This is a genomic window from uncultured Streptococcus sp. (assembly GCF_963536705.1).
Classification (GTDB): Bacteria; Bacillota; Bacilli; order Lactobacillales; family Streptococcaceae; genus Streptococcus.
In genome coordinates this window covers 65,981-91,447 of the sequence record NZ_CAUTAP010000009.1, presented here as the reverse complement: position 1 = coordinate 91,447, position 25,467 = coordinate 65,981, and the positions used below count along the sequence as shown (strand labels likewise).

The 25,467-nt window shown below is 42.9% G+C and carries 26 protein-coding genes; 23 read left to right on the top strand and 3 right to left on the bottom strand.

Going from position 1 to position 25,467, the window contains the following annotated elements; all coding sequences use genetic code 11:
- Window positions 1-47: 47 nt before the first annotated feature.
- From RWX26_RS06705 to RWX26_RS06695, 3 genes are read right to left on the bottom strand one after another with little or no spacing between them, the layout of a single operon-like run.
- Complete coding sequence (locus tag RWX26_RS06705) at window positions 48-518, bottom strand: arginine repressor (protein ID WP_002896068.1); 471 nt, start codon at window positions 516-518, stop codon at window positions 48-50.
- Between the two features lie 16 nt (window positions 519-534).
- Window positions 535-1,563, bottom strand: a complete 1,029-nt coding sequence (gene queA / locus RWX26_RS06700; RefSeq protein WP_125439105.1) for a tRNA preQ1(34) S-adenosylmethionine ribosyltransferase-isomerase QueA — start codon at window positions 1,561-1,563, stop codon at window positions 535-537.
- 9 nt (window positions 1,564-1,572) lie between these two features.
- Complete coding sequence (locus RWX26_RS06695) at window positions 1,573-1,752, bottom strand: hypothetical protein (protein ID WP_002897949.1); 180 nt, start codon at window positions 1,750-1,752, stop codon at window positions 1,573-1,575.
- A gap of 134 nt (window positions 1,753-1,886) precedes the next feature.
- Here RWX26_RS06695 and RWX26_RS06690 point away from each other — a divergent pair, with 134 nt between their 5' ends.
- The 23 genes from RWX26_RS06690 (at window position 1,887) to RWX26_RS06580 (ending at window position 25,448) form a co-directional block, all read left to right on the top strand.
- Window positions 1,887-2,594 (top strand): glucosamine-6-phosphate deaminase, encoded by a 708-nt coding sequence (locus RWX26_RS06690; protein WP_125439103.1) that lies wholly within the window; start codon window positions 1,887-1,889, stop codon window positions 2,592-2,594.
- A gap of 150 nt (window positions 2,595-2,744) precedes the next feature.
- Complete coding sequence (locus RWX26_RS06685; protein WP_125439101.1) at window positions 2,745-4,100, top strand: DUF1958 domain-containing protein; 1,356 nt, start codon at window positions 2,745-2,747, stop codon at window positions 4,098-4,100.
- A 94-nt stretch (window positions 4,101-4,194) separates the two neighbouring features.
- Window positions 4,195-5,364, top strand: a complete 1,170-nt coding sequence (locus tag RWX26_RS06680) for an MFS transporter (protein ID WP_314580238.1) — start codon at window positions 4,195-4,197, stop codon at window positions 5,362-5,364.
- 114 nt (window positions 5,365-5,478) lie between these two features.
- Entirely contained in the window at window positions 5,479-6,429 is a 951-nt protein-coding gene (locus RWX26_RS06675) for a competence protein CoiA family protein (RefSeq protein ID WP_314580237.1), read from the top strand.
- Window positions 6,430-6,599: 170 nt separating this feature from the next.
- Window positions 6,600-6,983, top strand: coding sequence for a DUF1310 family protein (locus RWX26_RS06670; RefSeq protein ID WP_314580235.1), 384 nt, complete (start codon window positions 6,600-6,602; stop codon window positions 6,981-6,983).
- 309 nt (window positions 6,984-7,292) lie between these two features.
- Window positions 7,293-7,679, top strand: coding sequence for a DUF1310 family protein (locus tag RWX26_RS06665; protein WP_314580233.1), 387 nt, complete (start codon window positions 7,293-7,295; stop codon window positions 7,677-7,679).
- Between the two features lie 191 nt (window positions 7,680-7,870).
- Window positions 7,871-9,673, top strand: coding sequence for an oligoendopeptidase F (gene pepF / locus RWX26_RS06660; RefSeq protein WP_314580231.1), 1,803 nt, complete (start codon window positions 7,871-7,873; stop codon window positions 9,671-9,673).
- 1 nt (window position 9,674) lies between these two features.
- Window positions 9,675-10,358: an O-methyltransferase gene (locus RWX26_RS06655; RefSeq protein ID WP_314580229.1), complete on the top strand. Its 684-nt coding sequence runs from the start codon at window positions 9,675-9,677 to the stop codon at window positions 10,356-10,358.
- Between the two features lie 113 nt (window positions 10,359-10,471).
- Window positions 10,472-11,479, top strand: a complete 1,008-nt coding sequence (prsA, locus tag RWX26_RS06650) for a peptidylprolyl isomerase PrsA (RefSeq protein WP_002897941.1) — start codon at window positions 10,472-10,474, stop codon at window positions 11,477-11,479.
- A gap of 140 nt (window positions 11,480-11,619) precedes the next feature.
- Window positions 11,620-12,201 carry an LURP-one-related/scramblase family protein gene (locus tag RWX26_RS06645; RefSeq protein ID WP_002897940.1) on the top strand — a complete coding sequence of 194 codons (582 nt, stop codon included), beginning with the start codon at window positions 11,620-11,622 and terminating at the stop codon, window positions 12,199-12,201.
- A gap of 37 nt (window positions 12,202-12,238) precedes the next feature.
- Entirely contained in the window at window positions 12,239-14,857 is a 2,619-nt protein-coding gene (alaS, locus tag RWX26_RS06640; protein WP_314580226.1) for an alanine--tRNA ligase, read from the top strand.
- A 242-nt stretch (window positions 14,858-15,099) separates the two neighbouring features.
- Window positions 15,100-16,122 (top strand): N-acetyl-gamma-glutamyl-phosphate reductase, encoded by a 1,023-nt coding sequence (gene argC / locus RWX26_RS06635; protein WP_314580225.1) that lies wholly within the window; start codon window positions 15,100-15,102, stop codon window positions 16,120-16,122.
- Between the two features lie 17 nt (window positions 16,123-16,139).
- Window positions 16,140-17,333, top strand: coding sequence for a bifunctional glutamate N-acetyltransferase/amino-acid acetyltransferase ArgJ (gene argJ / locus RWX26_RS06630; protein ID WP_314580224.1), 1,194 nt, complete (start codon window positions 16,140-16,142; stop codon window positions 17,331-17,333).
- A gap of 11 nt (window positions 17,334-17,344) precedes the next feature.
- Entirely contained in the window at window positions 17,345-18,082 is a 738-nt protein-coding gene (gene argB, locus RWX26_RS06625) for an acetylglutamate kinase (RefSeq protein ID WP_314580222.1), read from the top strand.
- Between the two features lie 2 nt (window positions 18,083-18,084).
- The gene (locus tag RWX26_RS06620; protein WP_314580220.1) at window positions 18,085-19,227 is read left to right on the top strand and encodes an acetylornithine transaminase; all 1,143 of its coding nucleotides are present in this window, start codon (window positions 18,085-18,087) and stop codon (window positions 19,225-19,227) included.
- Window positions 19,228-19,383: 156 nt separating this feature from the next.
- Window positions 19,384-19,593: a helix-turn-helix transcriptional regulator gene (locus RWX26_RS06615; RefSeq protein WP_032909616.1), complete on the top strand. Its 210-nt coding sequence runs from the start codon at window positions 19,384-19,386 to the stop codon at window positions 19,591-19,593.
- Window positions 19,594-19,690: 97 nt separating this feature from the next.
- Window positions 19,691-20,455: a DUF3169 family protein gene (locus RWX26_RS06610; protein WP_314580217.1), complete on the top strand. Its 765-nt coding sequence runs from the start codon at window positions 19,691-19,693 to the stop codon at window positions 20,453-20,455.
- Window positions 20,456-20,483: 28 nt separating this feature from the next.
- A complete protein-coding gene (locus RWX26_RS06605; RefSeq protein WP_268699246.1) occupies window positions 20,484-21,026 on the top strand; it encodes a DUF3267 domain-containing protein in 543 nt (180 codons plus the stop codon).
- Window positions 21,023-21,724 (top strand): type II CAAX endopeptidase family protein, encoded by a 702-nt coding sequence (locus RWX26_RS06600; RefSeq protein WP_314580215.1) that lies wholly within the window; start codon window positions 21,023-21,025, stop codon window positions 21,722-21,724. The genes RWX26_RS06605 and RWX26_RS06600 overlap by 4 nt, the downstream gene beginning before the upstream one ends.
- Window positions 21,725-21,745: 21 nt before the next feature.
- Window positions 21,746-22,399 (top strand): CPBP family intramembrane glutamic endopeptidase, encoded by a 654-nt coding sequence (locus RWX26_RS06595; RefSeq protein WP_002919375.1) that lies wholly within the window; start codon window positions 21,746-21,748, stop codon window positions 22,397-22,399.
- Between the two features lie 161 nt (window positions 22,400-22,560).
- Window positions 22,561-23,472 (top strand): diacylglycerol kinase family lipid kinase, encoded by a 912-nt coding sequence (locus tag RWX26_RS06590; protein ID WP_314580212.1) that lies wholly within the window; start codon window positions 22,561-22,563, stop codon window positions 23,470-23,472.
- 354 nt (window positions 23,473-23,826) lie between these two features.
- Window positions 23,827-24,762, top strand: coding sequence for a helix-turn-helix domain-containing protein (locus RWX26_RS06585; RefSeq protein ID WP_314580211.1), 936 nt, complete (start codon window positions 23,827-23,829; stop codon window positions 24,760-24,762).
- Window positions 24,763-24,833: 71 nt separating this feature from the next.
- Entirely contained in the window at window positions 24,834-25,448 is a 615-nt protein-coding gene (locus RWX26_RS06580; RefSeq protein WP_002904134.1) for a DUF6287 domain-containing protein, read from the top strand.
- Window positions 25,449-25,467 lie beyond the last annotated feature (19 nt).

The window sequence follows — 25,467 nt, the reverse complement described above, 5'->3', positions numbered from 1 at the left end:
GGCAAAAATCGTAAATAGAAAAAGCTGAGACAAAATTGTCTCAGCTTTTATTTACTAAAGAAGAATGGTGGGGTGAATTCTTTGAGCTTCTCAAAGCAGTCAAGGGCCCCTTGATCATCCTCGCAGATAATCAGACAGACGTCATCACCACAGACAGTAGCAACAATCTGAGGCAGTTCTAGAGCATCTAAGATTGCACCGAAAGATTGAGCCAACCCAGGCAGAGTTTTCATAACGACTTGATTTTGAACTGGCCGCAGCATGACCAAAGCATCCTCCATGTAGAAGCGGAGGCGTTTTTCCCAACGGGATGGCGCGATGCTATTGATGATATAGTAGGAAGTATCGTTCTCACTGACCTTGACCAGATTGAGTGCTTTCATATCTCGTGAAAGAGTGGACTGGGTTACAATGACGCCGTTTGCTTCCAAATGCTCCTGAAGTTCTTGCTGGGTATGGATTTTCTTTTCCATGATTAAGGAGCGAATAAGACGGTGTCTGCTTTCAATTTTATTCATAAATTTTCACCTATAGTTATTTGATAAACATAGCATCACCAAAGCTGAAGAAGCGATAGCGCTCAGCAATAGCGTGCTCATAAGCTTTAAGTGTTAAGGAACGTCCGGCAAAGGCAGAGACTAACATGACCAGAGTTGACTTTGGCAGGTGGAAGTTGGTTGAAAAAGCATCAACGACCTTCCAATCGTATCCCGGCTTGATAAAAATATTGGTCCAGCCAGAGTCAGCCTGAATCTGCCCCTGGAATTTACTGCCAATCGTCTCCAAGGTGCGGATAGATGTCGTGCCGACTGCAATGACACGTCCGCCATTAGCCTTAACCTGACGAAGTGTCTGGGCAGCTTCCTCGGACAGACTGTAAAACTCGGAGTGCATCTCGTGATCATCTAAACTGTCTACAGAAACCGGTCGGAAAGTTCCCAGTCCGACATGAAGGGTGAGATAGACTAGCTTGACTCCCTTAGCAGCGATCTGCTCCAGCAACTCTTCTGTGAAGTGAAGTCCAGCAGTTGGCGCAGCAGCAGAGCCATTTTCTTTAGCATAGACAGTCTGGTAGCGTTCGCGGTCTGCCAGTTTTTCGTGGATATAAGGTGGCAGCGGCATTTCTCCCAAACTTTCCAAGACTTCTAGGAAAATCCCTTCATAGCTAAAGCGTACAATTCGACCACCATGGTCAAGCTCCTCTACCACAGTAGCAGTTAAGCGGCCATCGCCAAAGGAAATTTGAGAACCTACTCTGAGGCGCTTGGCTGGCTTGGCTAGCACTTCCCAATCATCGCCCTGGGTATTTTTGAGTAGCAGCAGCTCGACATGGCCCCCTGTCTCAGGCTTGATACCATAAAGGCGGGCAGGAAGGACACGTGTATTATTCATCACTAGGGCATCGCCGGGCTGGAGCTGATCAATAATCTGGTCAAAATGCTGGTCGGAGAAGGCACCCGTTTCTTTATCGACCACTAGCAAGCGGGAAGCATCCCTTTTCTCCAAAGGTGTCTGAGCAATCAGCTCTTCGGGCAAGTCAAAATCAAAATCAGCGGTATTCATCGTATCTCCTTATATTGTTTTCATCAGCCAGAGTAGGTAGGCAGCGAGTAGGAAGGGACTGGCTGTCAGCAAGCCTCCTAAAATCAAACTTACAATCTGCCAGCCTGGTTGTTTTTTCATGAGGAAACTCAAGCTGCAGAGTAAGACTCCGACTAAAAATAAAATCAATAAAACAATCAGTAAAAACATGTCTCTATTATAACACGATTTGCTGCAAAAGGAAGCGAGCATGACTGAAAAGTATGTCTATTTTGCATACTTTTTCTTGACAAAAATTGGTCTATACCATATAATTAAATTAAGAAAAGAAGTGGAGGTAGAAAATGAAAATTATTCAAGTGGAAAACCAAGTAGAAGGTGGTAAAGTGGCTCTCGAGCTGCTCAAAGAAAAGCTGGCTCAGGGGGCAAAAACTTTAGGCTTAGCTACAGGCAGCAGTCCAGAAGGATTTTACAAGCAGATCGTTGAGAGTGACCTTGATTTTTCAGAGATGTTCAGTGTCAATCTGGATGAATATGTTGGTTTGCAGGAGGACGATCCTCAGTCTTATCGCTATTTCATGAATCAACACCTCTTTAATCAAAAACCTTTTAAAGCAAGTTTCCTGCCTAATGGCGCAGCGAAAGATTTAGAAGCGGAAGTGGCTAGGTACAATCATCTTCTAGCAGAGCATCCGGCTGATTTGCAGATTTTGGGAATCGGTACGAATGGTCATATCGGCTTTAATGAGCCGGGGACTAGTTTTGACAGCCAGACTCACTTAGTGGATTTGACACCGTCCACCATTCAGTCCAATGCTCGATTCTTCGACAAGATGGAAGATGTTCCGACTCAGGCCATTTCCATGGGGATTGGCAATATCCTCAATGCTAAATCCATCATTCTCTTTGCTTATGGTTCAGCTAAGGCCAAAGCCATAGCAGGGACTGTTGAGGGTGAGGTGACAGAGGAGCTGCCAGGCAGTGCTCTCCAGAAGCATCCAGATGTTGTGATTATCGCTGATAAGGAAGCACTTAGCTTGTTAAATCACTAAGATTTTGACGTTGTTGCTAGAAAACTGGCTTTGCCAGATAAAAGTCTCTTAATTTCCTATCTATTTTTTAGGTAGGATTTTTAGATTTATGGTTGACTTTGCGTAAAATATGATATACTAGATAGGTATAATTGTTCTTTGGAGGATCTTGTGAAGAAAAAGCTTTTGTTATTGGGAATTGTGTTCCTGACCTCTTTAGCGCCACTAGCTGCTAGGGCTGATGAATTGGTGGATATGGCTAAAAAGATGTATCCGCATGATAATGTTCAGGCGATTAATCGTCCCAAGTCTTCTCTCGTTATTGATGGCAGTACAGGTGACGTTGTCTGGGAGGATAATGTCGATGAGGTGCGTGATCCCGCTAGTATGAGTAAGCTCATGACGCTTTACTTGGTCTTTGAAGCGATTAAGGAAGGAAAAATCAGCGAAAAGACGGTCATTACAGCTACACCTCAGGATCAAGCTACCGCTAATATTTATGAAATTTCTAATAATAAAATTGTCGCTGGTGTGGACTATACCGTATCTGAGCTGATTACCATGACAATCGTGCCTTCATCCAATGCGACAACAGTCATGCTGGCCAATTATCTATCGGACAATGATCCAGATGCTTTCTTGGATCGGATGAATGCCAAGGCTCAAGAGCTGGGTATGACGAATACCAAGTGGTTCAATGCCAGCGGTGCAGCAGCGATTTCTTTCAAGGGATATTACAATCCTCAGAATTACGATAATACTCTCAGCAATCAAACAACAGCCCGTGATTTGGCGATTCTGGCTTACAATTTTGTCAATCACCATCCTGAGATTCTAAACTATACTAATAAAGCCAAGGTTACAGTTAAAGCTGGAACTCCTTACGAGGAGACCTTTGAAACCTATAATTACTCCCTGCCGGGTGCTAAATACGCACTCAAGGGCGTAGATGGTATGAAGACGGGCTCTAGTCCTAACGGTGCTTTCAACTATATCGCGACCATTAAGCGTGGAGATCAGCGCATGATTGCTGTGATTATGGGAGTCGGTGACTGGTCTGACCAAGACGGTGAGTATTACCGCCATCCTTTTGGTAATGCTTTGATTGAGAAGGCTTATGCGGACTATGAGTACAAAAAACTCTTATCCAAGGGTGAGCAGGAGATTGATGGACAGAAGTATAAGCTGCCTGAAGATTTCTACGCTACTGTTAAAAAGGGAACCAAGCCTAAAGTCAAGGTTGAAAACAATGTTCTCAAGGCTGAAAATGGCTTGAAGACCTTGTCTAGCAAGATCTCTGATGAAATGAAAGTCGAGAAAGTTGAGAATCCAGTTGCTCAGGCCATTGAAAATGTGACTGGAAGCAAATCAGAAAGCAAGCCTTGGTATGGCGTGTTCTTCAGCGATAAGATGTTGATTCTGCTGCCTGTTGGTATCCTGCTAATAATTCTGTACTTTGAATACCGCAGTCGTCAAAAACGCAGGGCTGCAAAACAGGAACGTCGTAGAAATACAGATGTTGAATAAAGGGAATGTCCTCTGTCACATACGAACGGAATGACTTTCCAAGCTAAAACTCAGTGATTTTGCTGAGTTTTCTTTCTGTCTTAAGGAGATTTTGATGCGAAAAAAGTTTCACAACAGCTATCTAGCTCATTTTTTACTCTTTAATTTTTTCTTTCTAGCCTACTCTCTTTTTTCGACCCTGATATCAGTCTATATGCAGGACTTAGGCTATTCTAATGCCCAAGTATCGATGGTAGTGTCAGCTTCCTTCTTTGCTTCCATGTTGGCTCAGCCGATTTTTGGAGTTCTCAGCGATGCTTTGGGGATTAAAAAGATCTTCCTTTTTAGCTTTCTAGTTATGATGGTTGGGGCTGTATTTTTCATGAAAGCGACTCAGCTTTGGCAGTTACTGGCCTGGTATAGTCTGGTCCTCATGCTGGTTAACGGGGTCAATCCAGTCATGGATGTTCTTGCGGCTCAAAGTCCTTATACTTATGGTAAGATTCGGATTTGGGGAACCATTGGCTATGCCTTAGGCTCTCAGCTAGCAGGACTAATCTATCAAAGAGTCGCACCGCAGGCTATTTTCCCAGTCTTTATTGGTATGATGCTTATCAGCAGCCTAGGACTTTTGGGAATCCAGCCCAAGCATGACCGAGCAGCCTTAGATAAAAAGGACATCCGCAAGCAGATAGGTCTGGGGAAACTCTTGACCAACAAAACCTATCTTTTTTACCTCCTTTTGGTCGCCCTTTACTCTGGGGTGGGGAATACTGGTCATACCTATATCCCAGCCATGCTTCAAAATAGTGGCTTAGAGGTAGATAGGGCTTCGACTGTCGTTGCATTATCAGTTCTGGTTGAAGCGCCTTTTATCTTTTATTCCTATCTCTTTATGGACAAGATTTCGATGAAGAAGCTGCTTTATATCTGTCTGGGAATCATCTTTCTCCAGTACAGTGTTTATGCCTTGGACCTAGGTTTGATTTCGAAAATCGGGATGACTCTCCTTTCCAAGCACGTGACAGGCATGGTTTTGATTATGGTGACCCTGAAAATCGTAGCCAGCTTGGTCGATGAAAAATATCTGGTAACAGCCATTGCTCTGGTCCAGACCGCCCGCAGTCTAGGAACCATTATCATTCAAAATCTGGCCGGCCATTTTCTGGACAATTGGGGTTACGAAGGAATGAACTTCTTTCTAGCAGCAGTCATCTGCCTAGTCTGCCTGCTGGCCCTCTTTCTGAAATTACCAGAACGAAAAGGAAATCAGTTATTTGGATAATGAAAAACGAGTCGGAGAGGTGTTCTCTTGACTCGTTTTTGGTGGTGTAGTTCTTTTCTCTTTTCTTTTGCGAATATTCTAGTAAATGAGAGAAATTTTAGAGGGGGCTAGGATATGTTTGTGGCGCGAAATCATAAGGGACTTTTGTGTAATGCTCTGGAGGAGAAGATTGAAAAGGGGGCTGATTTCGTTTGCCCAGCTTGTTCGGGGGCAGTCCGTTTTAAAAAAGGAAAGGTTATGCAGCCGCATTTTGCGCATGTTTCGTTAGAGCAGTGTAGCTTTTACAGGGAAAATGAGAGTGCTGAGCACCTCAACCTTAAGGCCGAACTTTTTCGCTGGGCTGTCCAGACAGAAGAAGTTGAGGTGGAGGCATTTTTGCCTGCTCTGCAGCAAATTGCTGATTTGTTGATTAATGAAAAACTGGCGCTTGAGGTCCAGTGCAGTCCTCTAAGTATAGAACGGCTGCAGGAACGGACGCTTTCTTACCGCCAGCATGGCTATCAGGTCCTCTGGCTCTTGGGACGAAAACTTTGGCTCAAGGATTCCTTAACCCGCCTGCAGAAGGATTTTCTCTATTTTAGTAAAAATATGGGCTTTCATCTTTGGGAGCTGGATCAAGAAAAGCGAGTTCTGCGTCTCAAATACCTGATTCACGAAGATCTGCATGGAAAAGTCCAGCACAAGACCAAGAACTTTCCCTTTGGTCACGGCCGGCTTTTGGATATTTTGCGTTTGCCCTTTCAAAAGCAGGGGATAAACAGCTTTCTGGCCCAGCAAGATCCCTACATCTGCAGCTATATCCGTCGTCAGCTTTATTATCAGCAGCCTAGATGGATGAGGCTGCAGGCCCAGCTCTATCAGGCTGGAGATAATCTCTTGACTAAGACTGCAGAGGATTTCTATCCACAGGTTCGACCAATACAGGCTGCCTCCTTCTGTCAGATAACTACTAATCTGACTGGCTATTACCAGCAGTTTGAGAATTATTACGCCAATCTCCAGCAAAAAAATCTGCAAATTGTTTATTCACCAGCTTTTTATGAGATGACAAGAGAAAATTGCTAAGTATCGTTAGTTTCCCATTGATGAAGCCATAAACTTTTAGCTATCCTTTCAGTTTTAGAATATTTAAGAATCCTGTATAATATAATAAAGTAATAAGTAAGATAGTTAAAAATTCTAAATCGTGCTAATTCAACCAGCTTTAGCAAAGAGGAGAAGTGAAAGGAGCTATCGTGAAGAAAATTTTTGTCATTTTTCTGAGTATCATCACGCTCAGTTCAGCTATGCTTCTAGGGGGGTGTAGCATGCTAAACAGTCGGTCAGAAAAAGAAGAAATGATTCAGATTTCAGAAAGTAAAAAGATGAAGAAAGCCTTGGAAAATTTTCTCAAAGGTTTAGATTCTAAAGCTTTGACACCAGAAGGAAAGATTCAATCCTATGAAATTCAAAAGGAAAAGTTAGATTATAATCCCATGGGTGGACTAAATGTTTATATAATTATTAATAGGGAAGAAAAACTATATATAAATATGACTGTTCAGGAAGAAGAAGCAGGTAATTATGAAGTAGTCAGTTATGGCGTTTCCCAGGAATTAAGTCTGTTAACTGGAGAATAATATGGCTAATAATAAAAACTACACAGATTAACAAATATAGAGGCAGCTCTGGTGGAATATAGACCTTTGAAAGTGGGAGAAAACAACTCAATTAAAGGTGAAAATGGTTATATCGGCACTATCTCCCAAATTTACGAAACGTACACGTCAATGAAGAATAAGTTTTTTCTACATAACTTCCTAGCAATGATTGTGTTATCATGTTCTTTTTAAAAAACAATGATAATATAAAACATGAATCTAAATCCAGTTTCCCATTTTTGTTAAGGCATCTCGCTTTAGCAAAGATGAGAAGTGAAAGGAGCTATCATGAAGAAAGTTTTTGTCATTTTTCTGAGTATCATCACGCTCAGTTCAGCTATGTTTTTAGGAGGTTGCAGTATGCTAAACAGTCGATCAGAAAAAGAAGAAATGATTCAGATTGCGGAGGGGAAGAAATCGCGGAGAGCAATAGAAGAATTACTGAGACAGGAAGATTCTAAAGCATTGACTGAGGAGGGGATTATAAAAGAATATTCAATAAATAAAGATAAATTAGAGTATAATCCGATGGGTGGCTTAATCGTTGAACTTATAATTAATGATGATCCAGAATTAACAATTACCACAACATTGATGGAAGAGTCTGATGGGAAGCTAGAACATACAGGGTACGTAATTTCTGGTGAGCTGTCAAAGAAGTTGAGGGGAGAATGACATATGATAAAGCATTTAGCGATAAGAAAAAATGAACTCTTTGAAATCTAATTTTTGTTTGGTCAGGAATTAGGTTCAAAGAGTTTTTTTAAAAACTAAGTCAGTCTGCATAGCTACTAAGAGATTTTGGTACTTGAGTTTTATAAAAAGTGGAATTTTGTGATAGAATAGGGGAGTCGGAGGATTTTTTTATGGCAAAACAAAGAAATGAAATTGAAGAAAAATATACTTGGGATTTGAGTACTATTTTCCCAACAGATGAAGCCTTTGAAGCGGAGTTGGCTCAGGTTTCAGAAGAAGTGAAGAAAGCAGCTAATCTAGCTGGACATTTGCTGGATTCAGCGGATAGTCTCTTAACAACGACTGAAGTACAGTTAGACTTGATGCGTCGTATTGAAAAGCTTTATTCTTATGCTCACATGAAGAATGACCAGGATACACGTGTGGCTAAGTACCAAGAGTATCAGGCTAAAGGCATGACCCTTTACAGCGATTTTGGTCAAAGCTTTGCCTTCTACGAACCCGAATTTATGGCGATTACAGAAGAGCAGTACCAAGCTTTCTTGTCTGAGCAGCCAGCCCTGCAGCTGTATCAGCATTATTTTGACAAGCTTTTGAAAAAGAAAGACCACATTCTGACACAGCGCGAAGAGGAGTTATTGGCCGGGGCTGGTGAAATTTTTGGTGCAGCAGGCGAAACCTTTGCTATCTTGGATAATGCAGATATTGTCTTTCCAATGGTGCATGACGAAGATGGAAATGAAGTACAGCTCAGCCACGGTAACTATATCACCTTAGTTGAGTCTAAGAACCGAGAAGTCCGTAAGGAAGCTTACGAGGCCCTCTACAGCGTATACGAGCAGTATCAGCATACCTATGCCAAGACTCTGCAGACCAATGTCAAGGTTCACAATTACAATGCGAAAGTCCGCAAGTTTTCATCTGCCCGTGAAGCGTCTTTATCAGCGGACTTTATTCCAGAAAGTGTCTATGATAGCTTAGTTTCAGCTGTCAATAAGCATTTGCCTCTTTTGCAACGTTATATCGCTTTACGAGCGAAGATTTTAGGCGTTTCTGATTTGAAGATGTATGATATGTACACGCCCTTGTCAGAGACAGACTACAAGTTCACTTATGAGGAAGCCTTGGCTAAGTCTGAGGAAGTTCTGGCTATTCTGGGTGAGGATTATTTGAGCCGAGTCAAGACAGCCTTCTCAGAGCGCTGGATTGATGTTCATGAAAATCAAGGCAAGCGCTCAGGAGCATACTCAGGCGGTTCTTATGATACCAATGCCTTTATGTTGCTCAACTGGCAGGACACGCTGGATAATCTATTTACCTTGGTGCACGAGACAGGCCATAGTATGCACTCAAGTTATACCCGTGAGACCCAACCTTATGTTTACGGTGATTATTCTATCTTCCTAGCTGAGATTGCTTCGACGACTAATGAAAACATCCTGACAGAGAAGCTCTTGGAAGAAGTAGAAGACGATGCTACCCGCTTTGCTATCCTTAATCACTTCTTGGATGGCTTTAGAGGTACGGTCTTCCGTCAAACCCAGTTTGCTGAGTTTGAGCATGCGATCCACAAGGCTGACCAAGAAGGTCAAGTTTTGACCAGCGAGTTTCTTAATGAACTCTATGCAGACTTAAACGAGAAATACTACGGCTTGAAAAAGGAAGATAATCCACAGATTCAGTACGAGTGGGCTCGGATTCCGCATTTCTACTACGATTACTATGTTTTCCAATATTCGACAGGATTTTCAGCGGCTTCTGCCTTGGCTGAAAAGATTGTCCATGGCAGTCAGGAAGACAAGGATAAGTATCTGGACTATCTCAAAGCTGGGAACTCTGACTACCCACTTAATGTCATCAAAAAAGCAGGTGTGGATATGGAAAAAGAAGACTACCTAAATGCTGCTTTTGCTGTCTTTGAGCGTCGCTTGGACGAATTCGAAGCCTTGGTCGAGAAGTTGGGACTGGCATAAGATGGTCGAGACTTATAATCAAAACTCTAATCCCAATATGCGCCGGCCAGTGGTCAAAGAAGAGATTGTGGACTTTATGAGACAGCGTCTCCAGCCGGTCACTGGTGGCCTCAAGGAATTGGAGAATTTTGCCAAAGCTGAAAATGTGCCCGTGATTCCCCATGAGACAGTGGCTTACTTCCGCCTGCTACTCGAAAGCCTGCAGCCAGAGAAGATTTTAGAAATCGGGACGGCTATTGGTTTTTCGGCCCTTTTGATGGCAGAACATGCTCCTCAGGCCCAGATTACGACTATTGATCGCAATCCAGAGATGATTGAGCTGGCCAAGGCTAATTTTGCTAAGCATGACAGCCGTCAGCAGATCACCCTGCTGGAAGGTGACGCAATGGATTTGCTTGAGACACTGGAGGATTCTTACGACCTTGTCTTTATGGACTCTGCCAAGTCCAAGTATGTAGTCTTTCTGCCCCATGTCCTCAAGCGCCTCAATCCTGGTGGTCTGGTCCTCATTGATGATGTCTTTCAAGGTGGCGATGTTGCCAAGCCTTTTGAAGAAATTAAGCGTGGTCAACGGGCTATTTACCGAGGCTTGCACAGCCTGTTTGACGCAACTTTGGACAGTCCAGATTTAACTGCGAGTCTGCTTCCCTTGGGAGATGGGCTGCTTATGATTAGAAAAAAATGACATCTATGATTTTTTCCTAATTTCCAAAAATTTTTAGTAAAATTTAAGATATCAATTCAAATTTGTGCTACAATAGAAAACATGAACTTTTAAGAATAAGGAGTCAATATAAAATGAAGAAAAAAATATTTGCAGGAGCTGTGACGCTCTTGTCAGTTGCTGTGTTAGCAGCATGTTCTAACTCAGAAGGCAAGGACATCGTGACCATGAAAGGAAACACGATTACTGTCAATGAGTTCTACGATCAAGTGAAAAACAATGGTGCAGCTCAGCAGGTCTTGCTGCAGATGGCTATCAAAGACATCTTTGAAGAAAAATACGGCAAAGATGTCAAAGACAAGGACGTTAAAGATGCTTTCGAAAAGTCTAAAACTGCTTACGGTACAGCTTTCGCCCAAGTCTTGGCTCAAAACGGATTGACCGAAGATGCCTACAAGGAGCAAATCCGCACCAATATGCTGGTAGAGCATGCCGTTAAGAAGGCTGCTGAAAAAGAGCTGACTGACGAAAACTACAAGGCTGCCTTTGAAAACTACACGCCAGAAGTAACAGCTCAAATCATCAAGGTTGACAGCGAAGACAAAGGTAAGGAAGTTCTTGAAAAAGCTAAAGCTGAAGGAGCAGATTTCAGTCAAATCGCTAAGGAAAACTCTACCGATGCTGCCACTAAGGAAAAAGGCGGAGAAATTAAGTTTGACTCTGGCTCTACTGATGTTCCAGATGCTGTCAAAAAAGCTGCTTTTGCTTTGGAAGAAAATGGCGTTTCAGACCTTGTGACTGTTCCAGATTCACAGTACTCAGCAAGCTACTATATTGTTAAGCTGGTCAAGAAGTCAGAGAAATCTTCTAACTGGAAAGACTACAAAGACAAGCTGAAAAAGATTATCATTGCGCAAAAAGAAAAAGATACTAGCTTCATCCAAAGCGTTGTGGCGAAAGAGCTGAAAGATGCTAACATCAAGGTTAAGGACAGTGCTTTCCAATCTGTCTTTGCTCAGTATATTGAAACGACAGGCTCTTCAACTTCTTCATCAAGTGCTGCCAGCAGCTCAAAGACTTCTGAGTCTAGCTCAGCAGCTGAAAGCAGTTCAGCGGAAGCTTCATCATCAGCCGCAGAATAAGGTTGACGAAAAGACAATAAGCAAGTATAATAAGACTGGTGAGAATTGATTTTTCAAGTTCTTAGTTCAGAGAATTGGCGGTGCTGCGAGCCATCTGAGACGGAGAATCATGCTACTCATCTTGAAAAATAGAATACGAAATGAGAATGACAAGTTCATTGAATGAAGGTGGTACCGCGGTTTTTCGCCCTTCGGACAAGGAGCTTGTCTTTTATGTTGACTGTGGAGGTAATATAATGAAAACCTATCTTGTCAAACAGAAATTTCGCTTAGGCGGCGAACGCTTTGATATCAAGGACGATCGAGGAAATGTGGATTATCAAGTGGAAGGCTCTTTCTTCCAGATTCCTAAGACCTTTACTATTTATGATAGTCAGGGTCAAATCGTCAGTCAGATTACCAAGACCCTTTTAACCCTCTTGCCCCAGTTTGAAATCAAACTCAGCAGCGGGCATAGCTTTTATATCCGTCAGAAATTCTCTTTTTTGCGTGATAAATATAAATTTGATAATTTGGGTCTTCGAGTTGAAGGGAATATCTGGGATTTAAACTTTCGTCTGCTGGATGACAGCAATCAAGTCGTTGCAGAGATTACCAAGGAGCTCTTCCATCTAACCTCTACTTATCAGGTGAGTGTCTATGATGTGACTTATTCAGATCTGGTCATTTCCCTCTGTGTCGCTATTGATTATGTCGAAATGCTGGAAAGTTCGTCGTCATAATGCAATTATTTTTAGAAAAAATTAAGGAGAAAAAGAAATGAAACAAATGTCAAGTGCTCAGGTTCGTCAAATGTGGCTGGATTTTTGGGCAACTAAAGGTCATGCAGTAGAACCGTCTGTCAGCTTGGTGCCGGTCAACGATCCAACCTTGCTCTGGATTAACTCTGGTGTAGCGACTCTCAAGAAATACTTCGATGGAACTATTATTCCGGAAAATCCTCGGATTACCAATGCTCAAAAGGCCATTCGGACCAATGATATTGAAAATGTCGGAAAGACTGCCCGCCACCATACTATGTTTGAAATGCTGGGCAACTTCTCTATCGGCGATTATTTCCGTGATGAAGCAATTGAGTGGGCTTACGAGCTTTTGACTAGCCCTGAATGGTTTGATTTCCCCAAAGACAAGCTCTACATGACCTACTATCCAGACGACAAGGATTCTTACAACCGCTGGATTGCTATGGGCGTTGAGCCTAGTCATTTGGTTCCGATTGAGGATAATTTCTGGGAAATCGGTGCGGGACCTTCTGGACCGGATACAGAGATTTTCTTTGACCGGGGTGAGGCTTTTGATCCAGAAAATATCGGAGTCCGTCTCTTAGAAGAAGATATTGAAAACGACCGTTATATCGAAATCTGGAATATCGTTTTGTCACAATTCAACGCTGACCCTGCTGTACCGCGTAGCGAGTACAAGGAATTGCCACATAAGAACATTGATACGGGCGCAGGTTTGGAGCGTTTGGTCGCTGTTATCCAAGGGGCTAAGACCAACTTCGAGACCGACCTCTTCATGCCTATCATTCGTGAAGTAGAGAAACTGTCTGGCAAGGTCTATGACCAAGATGGCGATAATATGAGTTTCAAGGTTATCGCAGACCATATCCGCTCGCTTTCCTTTGCCATTGGGGATGGGGCTCTTCCGGGAAATGAAGGCCGTGGCTATGTGCTTCGTCGTCTGCTCCGTCGTGCTTCAATGCATGGTCAAAAGCTGGGGATCAATGAGCCTTTCCTTTACAAACTGGTTCCAACTGTGGGCAAGATTATGGAAAGCTACTATCCAGAAGTTCTTGAAAAGCAAGACTTTATCGAAAAGATTATCAAGAGTGAGGAAGAATCTTTTGCTCGTACTCTGCACTCTGGTCAACACTTTGCAGAAACAATTGTGGCAGATTTGAAAGCTAAGGGACAAACTGTTATTGCTGGTCAAGATGCCTTCAAACTCTACGATACTTACGGTTTCCCACTGGAGTTGACTGAGGAAATCGCTGAAGAAGCAGGCATGACTGTAGACCGTGCTGGCTTTGAAGCAGCTATGAAAGAGCAGCAGGATCGAGCGCGTGCTTCTGTCGTCAAGGGCGGCTCAATGGGCATGCAAAATGAAACCCTGCAGGCCATCACAGTAGAAAGTGCCTTTAACTACGAAAAAGAAGAGCTGACTGCTGAACTTCTTGCTATTGTGGCGGATGATGCAGCAGTGGAGTCTGTTGAGACAGGCACAGCCGCCCTTATCTTTGCAGAAACACCATTCTATGCAGAAATGGGTGGTCAGGTGGCCGACCACGGTCAAATCTTTGATGCAGCAGGCAATCTGGTAGCGCAAGTAAGGGACGTGCAAAAAGCACCAAATGGTCAACCACTGCATACTGTAGAAGTCTTGGCTCCTCTGGCTCTCGGTCAAAACTATAAACTGGAAATTGACCACAGCCGCCGCCATCGTGTGATGAAAAACCACACGGCGACTCATCTCCTGCATGCAGCCTTGCATAATGTTCTTGGTAACCATGCAACTCAGGCAGGCTCTCTGAACGAAGTAGAATTCCTGCGCTTTGACTTTACGCATTTCCAAGCGGTGACAGCAGAAGAGCTGCGCGCTATCGAGCAAGAAGTCAATGAGAAAATCTGGGAAGCCCTTGCCATTGAGACAGTGGAGACAGATATTGACACGGCTAAGGAAATGGGTGCCATGGCCCTCTTTGGCGAAAAATATGGTAAAGAAGTTCGTGTCGTAACCATCGGTGACTACTCAGTCGAGCTTTGCGGAGGAACTCACGTAGGCAACACTTCTGAAATCGGTATTTTCAAGATTGTCAAAGAAGAAGGTATCGGATCTGGAACTCGCCGTATCTTGGCAGTTACCAGCAAGGAAGCTTTTGAAGGCTACCGTGAGGAAGAAGAGGCGCTTAAGGCTATCGCAGCGACCCTCAAGGCACCGCAAATCAAGGAAGTGCCTCACAAGGTAGAAGCGCTGCAAGAGCAACTGCGTCAACTCCAAAAAGAGAACGCAGAGCTCAAGGAAAAAGCAGCAGCAGCGGCCTCTGGTGAAGTCTTCAAGAATGTTCAAGAGGCGAATGGATATAGCTTTATCGCTAGTCAGGTATCTGTGTCTGATGCTGGCGCCCTGCGTACCTTTGCGGACACTTGGAAGCAGAAGGACTATTCAGATGTTCTCGTACTGGTCGCAGCAATTGGAGACAAGGTCAATGTTCTTGCAGCCAGCAAGACCAAGGACGTCCATGCTGGTAATCTGATTAAAGAATTGGCACCGATTGTAGATGGTCGAGGCGGCGGTAAGCCAGACATGGCTATGGCTGGCGGCAGCAAGCAAGCAGCTATTCCAGATCTGCTAGCAGCAGTTGCTGAGAAGTTGTAATATTAGATAACAGATAGATGAAAAGGTCTGCTCTTTGGGCAGACTTTTTTCTCTGCTCTCAGCCCTCTTACTTCTCTATATGATAAGCAAATAATCCGCTTTAAGGCAAGAAATCATAAATGTTCTTTCACATAATTAATGATATTTCCGAAAATATTGCATAAAAATACAGAAAATGCTTGACAAAGAGAAAATATGCGCGTAAAATAAAACGCATATTTATACGGAGGTGTTTTAAAAATATGCGAATTTCGATTGTAGGAATTACTGGTTACTCAGGAATGGAACTCCTCCGTATTTTACTGCAGCATCCGCAGGCGGAAGTCGTTTCTCTTCATGCCAGCAAAGATATGGAGTCTCCTGTGTCAGAGCTTTATCCTCATTTGAAGGGGATTTGCGACCTGAAAATAGAAGCTTTTGACAGTCAGGAAATAATGCGACGAGCGGATCTTGTTTTCTTTGCAACGTCAAGCGGAGTAGCTAAAGATTTGTCAAAAGACTTTGTAGAAGCGGGATTTCCAGTCATTGACCTATCTGGCGATCATCGTTTGCCAAGGAATATTTATAAAAAATGGTATAAGAAAGAGCCGGCAGAAGACTACGTTCAAAAAGAGTTTATTTATGGGCTGTCTGAGTTTACAGATGTCAGAGGACAGCGATTTATTGCCAATCCTGGCTGTTATGCAACGGCTACAGAGTTGGCCTTGATTCCTTTGCTGCAGGCTCAGGCTATTGAGCTGGACTCCATTATTGTCGATGCCAAAAGTGGCTTGACAGGGGCGGGGAAAAATCCAACTGCATCCAGCCATTTTGTTCATGTGCATGACAATTATGTGACTTACAAGCTGAATCAGCATCAGCATATTCCTGAGATTGTGCAGCAGCTGCAGCGTTTTGATGAGGGATTGCAGCAGATTCAGTTTTCAACTTCCCTCATTCCGCTCAATCGTGGCATCGTGGCGACAGTTTACAGCAAGTTAAAAGAACCTTTGACTCAGGAAGAGCTGACTGCTATTTACCAAGAATGCTATCAGGACAAGCCTTTTGTCCGTATCCAAGCTGCTCTGCCGAATTTGCACCAGATTGTCGGTACTAATTATACAGATATTGGTTTCGACTATAATCCCGTGACAAATATTTTAACTGTCGTGGCTGTGCTGGATAACTTGATTAAGGGGGCTGCTGGTCAGGCGGTTCAAAATATGAATCTGATGCTGGGCTTCCCTGAAACAGATGGCCTGCTCAGTCAACCGTTCTATGTCTAGATGAGAAAGGGTTAGATATGAAGATTATTGATGGAACGATTGCCAGTCCGCTAGGCTTTTCGGCTGATGGCTTACACGCTGGCTTTAAGAAAAAGAAGTTGGATTTTGGCTGGATTGTCTCAGAAGTACCAGCCAGTGTGGCAGGAGTCTATACGACTAATAAAGTCATTGCTGCTCCGCTTCTAGTGACCAAAGCCTCAATCCAAAAGAGCCAGAAATTGCAGGCAATAGTTGTAAATTCTGGTGTTGCCAATTCCTGTACAGGTCAGCAGGGGTTGGACGCTGCCTATGATATGCAGCGATTGGCTGCTCAAAAGCTGAAGATTGAGCCCGACTTGGTAGGTCTGGCTTCTACAGGAGTCATTGGCGAGCAGCTTCCAATGGATGCTCTGAAAAATGGTCTGTCACAGATTCTGGTGAGTGGCAAGGCAGAAGATTTTGCTGAAGCTATCTTGACGACGGATACTTGTACCAAGACCTGTGTAGTCACAGAAGAGTTTGGCTCAGATCTGGTGACGATGGCGGGAGTAGCCAAGGGCTCGGGCATGATTCATCCGAATATGGCGACCATGCTGGCCTTTATCACCTGTGATGCTAATATTTCCAGTGCTACCTTGCAAGCGGCTCTCAGCCATCATGTGGAGACGACTTTCAACCAAATCACGGTGGATGGAGATACATCGACTAATGACATGGTGCTAGTCATGGCTAACGGCTGCCGGCAAAATGAAGAAATTCTGCCAGATACGGAAGAATTTGAAAAGTTTTCTAAGATGCTCCGCTATCTTATGGCTGACTTGGCTAAGAAAATTGCCAAGGATGGCGAGGGAGCGACCAAGCTGATTGAGGTCAATGTTCGGCATGCTAAGGATGAACAGAGCGGGCGTATGATTGCTAAGAGTGTCGTTGGCTCTAGCTTGGTCAAAACAGCTATTTTTGGTCAAGATCCCAACTGGGGTCGTATCTTAGCAGCTATCGGCTATGCGAGAGCAGATGTCTCAGTGGACAATATTGATATTTGGATTGAGGGGATTCCAGTCATGCAGGCTTCTAGCCCTATGGCTTTTGACCCGGAGGAGACAAGTGATGCCATGGCTGGGGAGCTTCTGACCTTGACCATTGACCTGAACGATGGGGGCGCTGAAGCTCAGGCTTGGGGCTGCGATTTATCCTATGATTATGTGAAAATCAATGCCCTCTATAGAACCTAAGGAGAAACGCAATGAAAGATGTGATTGTTATAAAAATTGGCGGTGTTGCTGCGCAAAAGCTGTCTGATAAGTTTATCAAGCAAATGCAAGCGTGGATAGCAACTGGTAAGAAAATCGTGGTCGTTCACGGGGGCGGTCTGGTCATTAATCAACTTATGAAAGAGCGCCAGCTGCCTACTCACAAGGTTAAGGGGTTACGGGTGACAGCTAAGTCTGACTTGCCTATCATTGAGCAGGCCTTGCTAGGTCAAGTCGGCCGGACGCTGACACAAGAACTGAACGATTCAGATATTGAAAGCCTTCAGCTGGTTTCACATTTGGGAAAGACAGTTTCGGCGGATTTTATCGACAAAGACCTCTATGGCTATGTCGGTGATGTGACGGCGATTCAAACTGCCTATCTAGAGCAGTTGCTAGCTGAGGGCATAGTCCCAGTGCTGGCTTCGCTGGGGGAAAATGATGCTGGTGAGCTCTTAAATATCAATGCAGACTATCTAGCTGCGGCAGTTGCCAGCGGCTTGCAGGCAGAGAAGCTGATCCTGATGACAGATATAGAAGGAGTTTTAGAGGATAAAAAAGTCCTGCCTCAGCTTCTGACCAGTCAGGTTTCCAAGAAGATTCAGACAGGTGTCATCAAGGGCGGCATGATTCCTAAGATCGAGAGTGCTGTTCAGACTGTGCTTTCCGGTGTCGGGCAGGTTTTGATTGGCGATAATCTTTTGACGGGCACCTTGATAGCAGAGGGATAACGATGACTTATTTATTTGAAAACTACAAGAGGGCACCCATTGAGTTTGTTAAAGCAGAGAGCTCCTATCTGATTGACAGTGAGGGAAAGGCTTATTTGGACTTTTCATCGGGTATTGGCGTAACCAATCTTGGCTTTCAACCGCAGGTCCAGCAGGCTTTGATCCAGCAGGCCGGGCGCATCTGGCACAGTCCCAATCTCTATCTTAGCTCTCTGCAAGAGCAGGTGGCTCAGGAACTGGCTGGTTCTTATGATTATTTGGCATTTTTCTGCAATAGCGGAGCGGAAGCCAATGAAGCAGCTATTAAGCTAGCCCGCAAAGCTACTGGCAAGCAAGGCATTATCACTTTTCAGCAATCCTTTCACGGTCGGACCTTTGGCGCTATGGCCGCAACAGGACAGGATAAGATTAAGGAAGGATTTGGTGATGGGGTGCCCCATTTCAGCTATGCGGTTTACAATGATCTTGCCAGCGTAGAAAAGTTGGTCAATCAGGATACGGCAGCTGTCATGTTGGAATTGGTCCAAGGAGAATCAGGAGTTCGTCCAGCAGAAGCAGCTTTTGTCAAAGACTTGGCTGATTTTTGCCAACGAGAGGAGATTTTGCTGATTGTTGATGAGGTCCAGACAGGTATGGGGCGCACGGGTCAGCTTTATTCCTTTGAGCATTATGGGATTATACCGGATATTGTGACACTGGCTAAGGGTCTGGCCAATGGCCTGCCCGCTGGCGCTCTATTAGGAAAATCTAGCTTGGCTCCAGCTTTTGGACCTGGCAGTCATGGTTCTACCTTTGGTGGCAATAAATTAGCTATGGCAGCCGCCTTGGAGACCTTGCATATCATGAAAGAAGCGGGCTTTCTAGAAGAAGTCAGGTCTAAGAGTGCCATCTTACTGGAGCAGTTGCAGTTTGCTTTTCAGGACTATCCAAAGGTTTCTGCTGTTCGAGGCCTGGGCATGATGATTGGGATTGAAACAAGTGTCAGTCTGTCAAGGCTTGTTGAGACTGCTCGTCAGAAAGGCTTGATTATCCTGACAGCCGGAGAGAATGTTATCCGTCTCCTGCCTCCTTTGACTATCAGCAGGGAGGAAATCCAACAGGGGATTGCTATTTTAAAAGAAGTATTTTCAGAAGTAGATGAGTAAAGGAAAAGGATTCAGTTTGAGCTGGATTCTTTTTTGTCTATGATAATAGAAAATTTGACAACGATTATTATTTTTTTGACAAAGGTACTTGTCAAAAAGAAAAGAATCTGTTACAATGATTTTATCCAAGGGAGAATAATAAATAAGGAGTTTATGATGCAGCTTAGAAATCGACTCAAGGAGTTGAGGGCGCGTGACGGTCTCAACCAGACAGAACTGGCTAGGCTGGCCGGTGTTTCCAGGCAGACAATCAGCCTTATAGAGAGAGGCGAATATACCCCATCGATTGTGATTGCCCTTAAGATCGCCCATATTTTCAATGAAAACGTTGAGAATGTCTTTCGGCTGGTGGAGGAAGCAGAATGAAGAACCAATTAAGATTCATTTCAACAGGAACTAAAACAGTCCTTCAGCCTCAGCATTCTTGTATCATCTATTGTAAAAAAATAAAGGAGAAGAAGTCGTGAAAGAGCAAAAACGTATATCTACACAGAAAAGAGTTTTATATAATGTCCTTATATTTCTAGCTGGAGCTTTAATAGGTGGTCTGTCTATTTTGTTTTCTGAAACTGGTCTGCTAAAAAACATCAGTTGGTCGACTATTTTTTCTGTTCAACTGCTGCGCCAGCTAGGTAGGGCCAGCCTTATCATCCTCTATCCCTTGGTCTTTTTCTTGATTTATCGGACTCGTAAATACAATGAAGCCTATGAAAAAGAAGCAGATGAGGATAAGAATTATGAATGGTACCGGCTAACCTTTAAAAATCTGGAATATGCGACTATTGCCTTTAATATCAGCAGTGCTATCGTTCTTTTTACGATTTTAGTTGGAGTTGTTTATATCGGAAATATCACTAATCATAAGAGCCCTCTTCAGTGGAGTTTTATAGATTATGCGATTGCCTTTCTTTATATTATTTTGCAAGTTGTCTTTTTAAAGACAGTTCAGAAGGTGCGGCACTATAAGCTATCAGCCTTTCCGACTACTGAGGAAATAAAAGAATTTGCCCTCTCTTATGATGAGTCAGAGCTGCAAGCCAATTATGAACAGTGCTATCTCATTCTCTTTAATGTAAATCAGAGACTTCTGCCAGCCCTCTATGTTATTTTAGGGATAGTGGGAACTTTCACACCCCTCAATGTCGTTTCTGGTTTTGTCGTCCTAGTGGTGATCCATATCTATATCAATCTTATGTATTATCCAATGGTAAGAAAATATTTCAAATAAGCTTATTTCCCGATGAAAGGCGGAAATTATGAAACTACTGAAAGAACTTGATTTTATCCATAATAAAAAGGTCAATCTGACTCTGAATATAACGGCTGTGTTGCTGATCTTCCCTTTTCTAGCCCTCTTTACTTGGATTGCTATTCTAATGTATGGCAAGGGTAGCGAAGTTTTTCATTTTTTTGACTTACTCTACCTCCTTGTTCTAATGGTCATCCATGAGCTGATCCACGGCTTTTTCTTTAAGGTCTTGGGAGATGAAAATACCAAGGTCAAGTTTGGTTTTAAGAGCGGCATGGCCTATGCGACCAGCCCAGGGAGTCGTTACAGTCGGAAAAGGATGCTTGTCATCATCCTGGCACCTTTCTTTCTGATTAGCCTAGCCCTGACCTTGATCTATGGCTTGCATATTTTAACTGCGGCTTCTTATATCGTTCTTGCTAGCTTCCATGCAGCCGGCTGTGCAGGAGATTTTTTCCTGGCTGTCGCTATTCTTCGGCAGAAGGGTGATATCGCTGTTGAGGATACGGAAGTCGGTATCAATATTTATCAAAAGGAGAATACAAAATGAACAACTTCAAATCAATTGCTTTAGGACTTGGAAAATGGATAGGCTTAATTGCTCTTAGCCTCCTTATAAATGTTGCTCCAATGCTATTCTTAAGGCTCGGGAAGAATTTACCTATTTATGCAGAAATCTTATTGGTAGCCTTGTATCTGATTTTAGTTTTCCTGATTTTTCGTGTCTTATGGCGGCGATATCAGAAGCATGTGCCTGAAGAAAAGAAGAAATTTAAACTGTCTGGCAAGGATATCGGTTTTGCTTTTCTATTCTTTTTCCTTGCCAGAGTGGCTGCTATTGTCGGTGTTTATCTCAATCTCATCCTGAGCGGCAATTCCCAGACCAGTAATGACAGCGCCATACAAGGGCTAGGGGGAATGATGTCTTCGCAGCATATCTTCTTTGCCTTGCTCTTTGTTGCAACGATTGCTTTTATTGCTCCTATCATGGAAGAATTAATTTTCCGTGGTTTTGGTACTGCCTTCTTTTTCAAAAATAATCAAAAGGTTTTGCCTGCTATTGTGACTTCTGTGGTCTTCACTCTGCCTCATATCACCCAATTGACAGAGTTCCCAATTTATTTTGCACTTGGACTGGTTCTTTATTTATCCTATGCTCGTCGGGGGAATATAAAAGATTCCATGTTGGTTCATATCCTGAACAATCTCCCCATGGCTATAATACTGCTGCTAGCCATGTTTAAGTAAATCAATCTATAAGGAATCACTATGAAATTAAAAACTTTCTTTACTAATTTTGGTCTTTATATACTTGTTCTCTTGGCCTATTTCTATATTTTTTCGACTATAGTTGTTTTCACTATAGGTTCTCTGACAGGGGGATCTTCTCAACTATTGATTTTGCCGATTTTTGTCATACTTGCAAGTCTCTATTCTTTTGCCATGTGGAAATGGTACCAGCAAGATTTGAAACTGGAAATCAAAAGCACCAAGCTGACTAGTTCTATCTGGCTTCCCACTGTCCTCTTGCTTGCTTTTATCATCTTCCAGCAGCTCGTTCCTATTGAATCTTCTGCCAATCAGAACACTGCTGTACAGTTGATTCAGCAGCAGCCAGCTTTTGCCTTCCTATACATGGTAATCTTTGCTCCTATTCTTGAAGAGTTGCTAACACGAGGATTTTTGGCTAAGTTTCTCTTTCCCGACCAAAATAGCTTGGCGAAAATCCTGCTCTATTTAACTGTATCTGCCAGCTTTTTCTCTCTGCTGCACATGCCGGGCAATCTAGTCCAGTTTCTGGTCTACTTCATCTTGGGAGCTATCTTTGGCCTAGGCTATCTAGCTAAGAAGGACCTACGTTACTCAATGGGGCTACATTTGGCCAATAACCTCATTGCCTTTGTTCTCATTGTCTTCTTTTAATAGAAAAACTAAATATAAGACAGCACTTCTAAAGTTAGACAGAAAAATCTAACGCAAGAAGTGTTTTTCTGTGGAATCAATTCGAAATACCAAGTTGATTTTCTTCTGCATAGAAAAGTCATAGTTTCAAATATTTGTGAAAGTGTTTTCCAGATGGTATAATGAGCTATCAAATGAAAAGAGGTTTCCTTATGTCTAAAGTCCTATTAATTGTCAATCCTAGCTCGGGAGGCGAAAAAGCCAAGTCCTATGAAGACTTGGCAAGGGAAAAGCTGGCTGAATGTTTCGATGAGGTAGTAGTCAAGCATACTGAAAAAGGCGGAGACGCAACAGCTTTTGCTAAGCAAGCCGCAGAAGACCATTATGATAGCGTCTTTGTCATGGGCGGCGATGGAACAGTCAATGAAGGGATCAGTGGTCTGGCTGAACTAGACTATCGTCCGACCTTTGGTTTCTTTCCACTTGGTACGGTCAATGACTTGGCGCGTGCTCTCGGCATTCCTCTAGACGCTGAAGAAGCCATCCAAAATCTGGATATCAACAAAGTCAAGCCACTTGATATCGGCAAGATTAATGACCAGTACTTTATGAATGTGGTTGCTATTGGAACCATTCCAGAGTCGATCAATAATGTAGATTCTGAAGACAAGACCAAGTGGGGTAAGTTTGCCTACTTTATCTCTGGCTTCAAGCAGTTGATGGATACTAGTTTTTACGAATTTCACTTGAAGATTGATGGAGAAGAGCGTACAATAAAGAGCAGCACACTCTTGATTGGCTCTACCAACTCAATCGGAGGTTTCGAGAGCATTCTCCCTGAAGCCACTGTCAATGACGGCTTGCTGCATCTCTTGTACCTTAAGGATAAAAATCTCTTGGACACCTTGGTTTCTGTGCCGGATTTGATTTCTGGCAATGGAGAAGAAAGTGATAATATCGAGTACTTGACCTTTAAGGAAATCACAGTTGAGTTGGCTGATGCTGAGCTTAGTGTCAACGTTGACGGAGATGAGGGCGACCAATTGCCAGTGACGATTCGTGTCCTGCCATCTCATTTGAATGTGTATTGCTAGTTTTTTGTGTTTAGGTTTAAAAAAAAGAATATGGTAGAAGGACTCCAAACTTTTAAGTTTGGGGTCCTTTAATACTTGTAATATACTAATTTTTAGATTTACATCCTTTTCTCAAGTGATGGCGGACGTCAGCGACCTCCTGCAGAGTTCCATGACTAGCTATTGAGCCTAAGGTCTCAATAGCTCCGCTCTACCTAACTGTTGCATCAGTTAGGTAGATTTCATCACTGAGAAAAGGAAGTAATCTTTTTGGAATTTTATTAGTAAAATCTCTCCAGTTATGCTATAATAAATCTAGAATAACATGATAACATAATCAAAAGTTTCCTGATTTATTTGGGAGGGGAATTGGCGATGCAAGGAAAAGAATTTGGACAGCATTTGAAACAGCTTCGATTAAATAAGGGCTGGACTAAGGAACATCTGTGTTGTGATGAGTCAAAGCTTTCTATACGGCAGTTAACGCGTTTGGAGTCAGGCATTTCCCAGCCGACTCTCTCTACTTTAGAATATCTGGCTTCCTGTCTAGAGGTCGATTTGGCAACCTTGATAGGAAACAAAAAAGAAGATGTAGCTCTACCTGCTGATTACCAGCGTTTGAAGTATAAGCTGATTCGGACGACCACTTATGGCAATCCCGAAGTCTTATCTGAATTGGAGCATATCATAGATGAGATCTTTGAAGTTTATTATGATGATTTGCCAGAAGCTGAGCAGAATATAATGGTTATTTTGCAGTCAAAGATTTATACCTATACTTCTGAGAATTTCCAGAAATATGGAATGACTCTCTTTGCCCAACATTTGGATGATTTACAGAGTAAAAAGCATTATGATGTAAATGATTTGCTCTATATTCAGCTCTATCAGATCTATGTGGGAGATGAAGAGGAGATTAGGTCAGCTAAGTTTGATAAGGAATTATATGCAAGAATCGCTCAGCGATTACTGCAGTCAGTTGACTATATTCCAAATGAATATCTCTTTCTCATGCGGGATGCTTTACTGACAATCCCAGGTATTGAGTGCGAGCGAAAAGAGTTCATTTATACAAAAGATACACTCAACAAACTTAATGTAATTATGGAATTGACAGAGGACTATCAAAAGAAACCGCTGATAAGAATGTTAGAGGGAGAATATGAGCTTTTTGTACACAAGGACGAGAAAAAGGCACAACAATACTATGAAGAGGGACTGACGCTGGCAAAATTGTTAGGTCATACTTTCCTATCTAAAAAAATGGCTGAGGAATGGAATAAAGAACTTCGGCTCTATCATCAAGGCTAGCAGGACATGGATGTCCTGTTTTGGCAAAATCTTTCGTGTTATAATTAGGCAAACCTAAAGGAGGTCCTTTTATGAAAAACGCAAAATTAATGTTTCTTGCGACTGCACTCACTTCTTCCATTATCTTGCTTGGTGCTTGCAGTAAACAGCAGGACAAGCAAACATCTCAAAGTAGTAGCTCTAGCCAAACAGTTCAAACTTCTAAATCAGATTCTAAGTCTGAAGCGAAAGCTGTTCCATCAGCTAGCCCAGATGAAACTGATGCAGCGTCAGTATCTTCTGAAGCTCAGCCTAAAAATGAAACAAAGTCTGACACGAAAGACCCAGCCACTCCAGCAGCGGGTATCGATGTCAATGCTTTGGCAGCAGGAGATTTTTCGACTGTAGCCGGTACTTGGCAAAATGATTTGGGGGATGCGATAGTATTGAATAATCAAGGGGTCGTTTCTCATACTCTGAATGGAAAAGAATCCAGCGATTATACTTTACTAAAAGGTCAAGTAAGCGATGGTAGTTATGTATCTACTCTTGCTTATACTGCTGGTAGCAGTAGCGCAACCTTTTTAGTAATTCCAGAAGGAGCTGTTTTGCCTGATACTGGAAACGAGAATCCTAAAGCACAGATTCGAGTTGGACAAGATGCTATCACTGCTTCCCAGCATCCGTATTATCGCGTATCTAATTAGTGACTGCATAAGTGGAGTT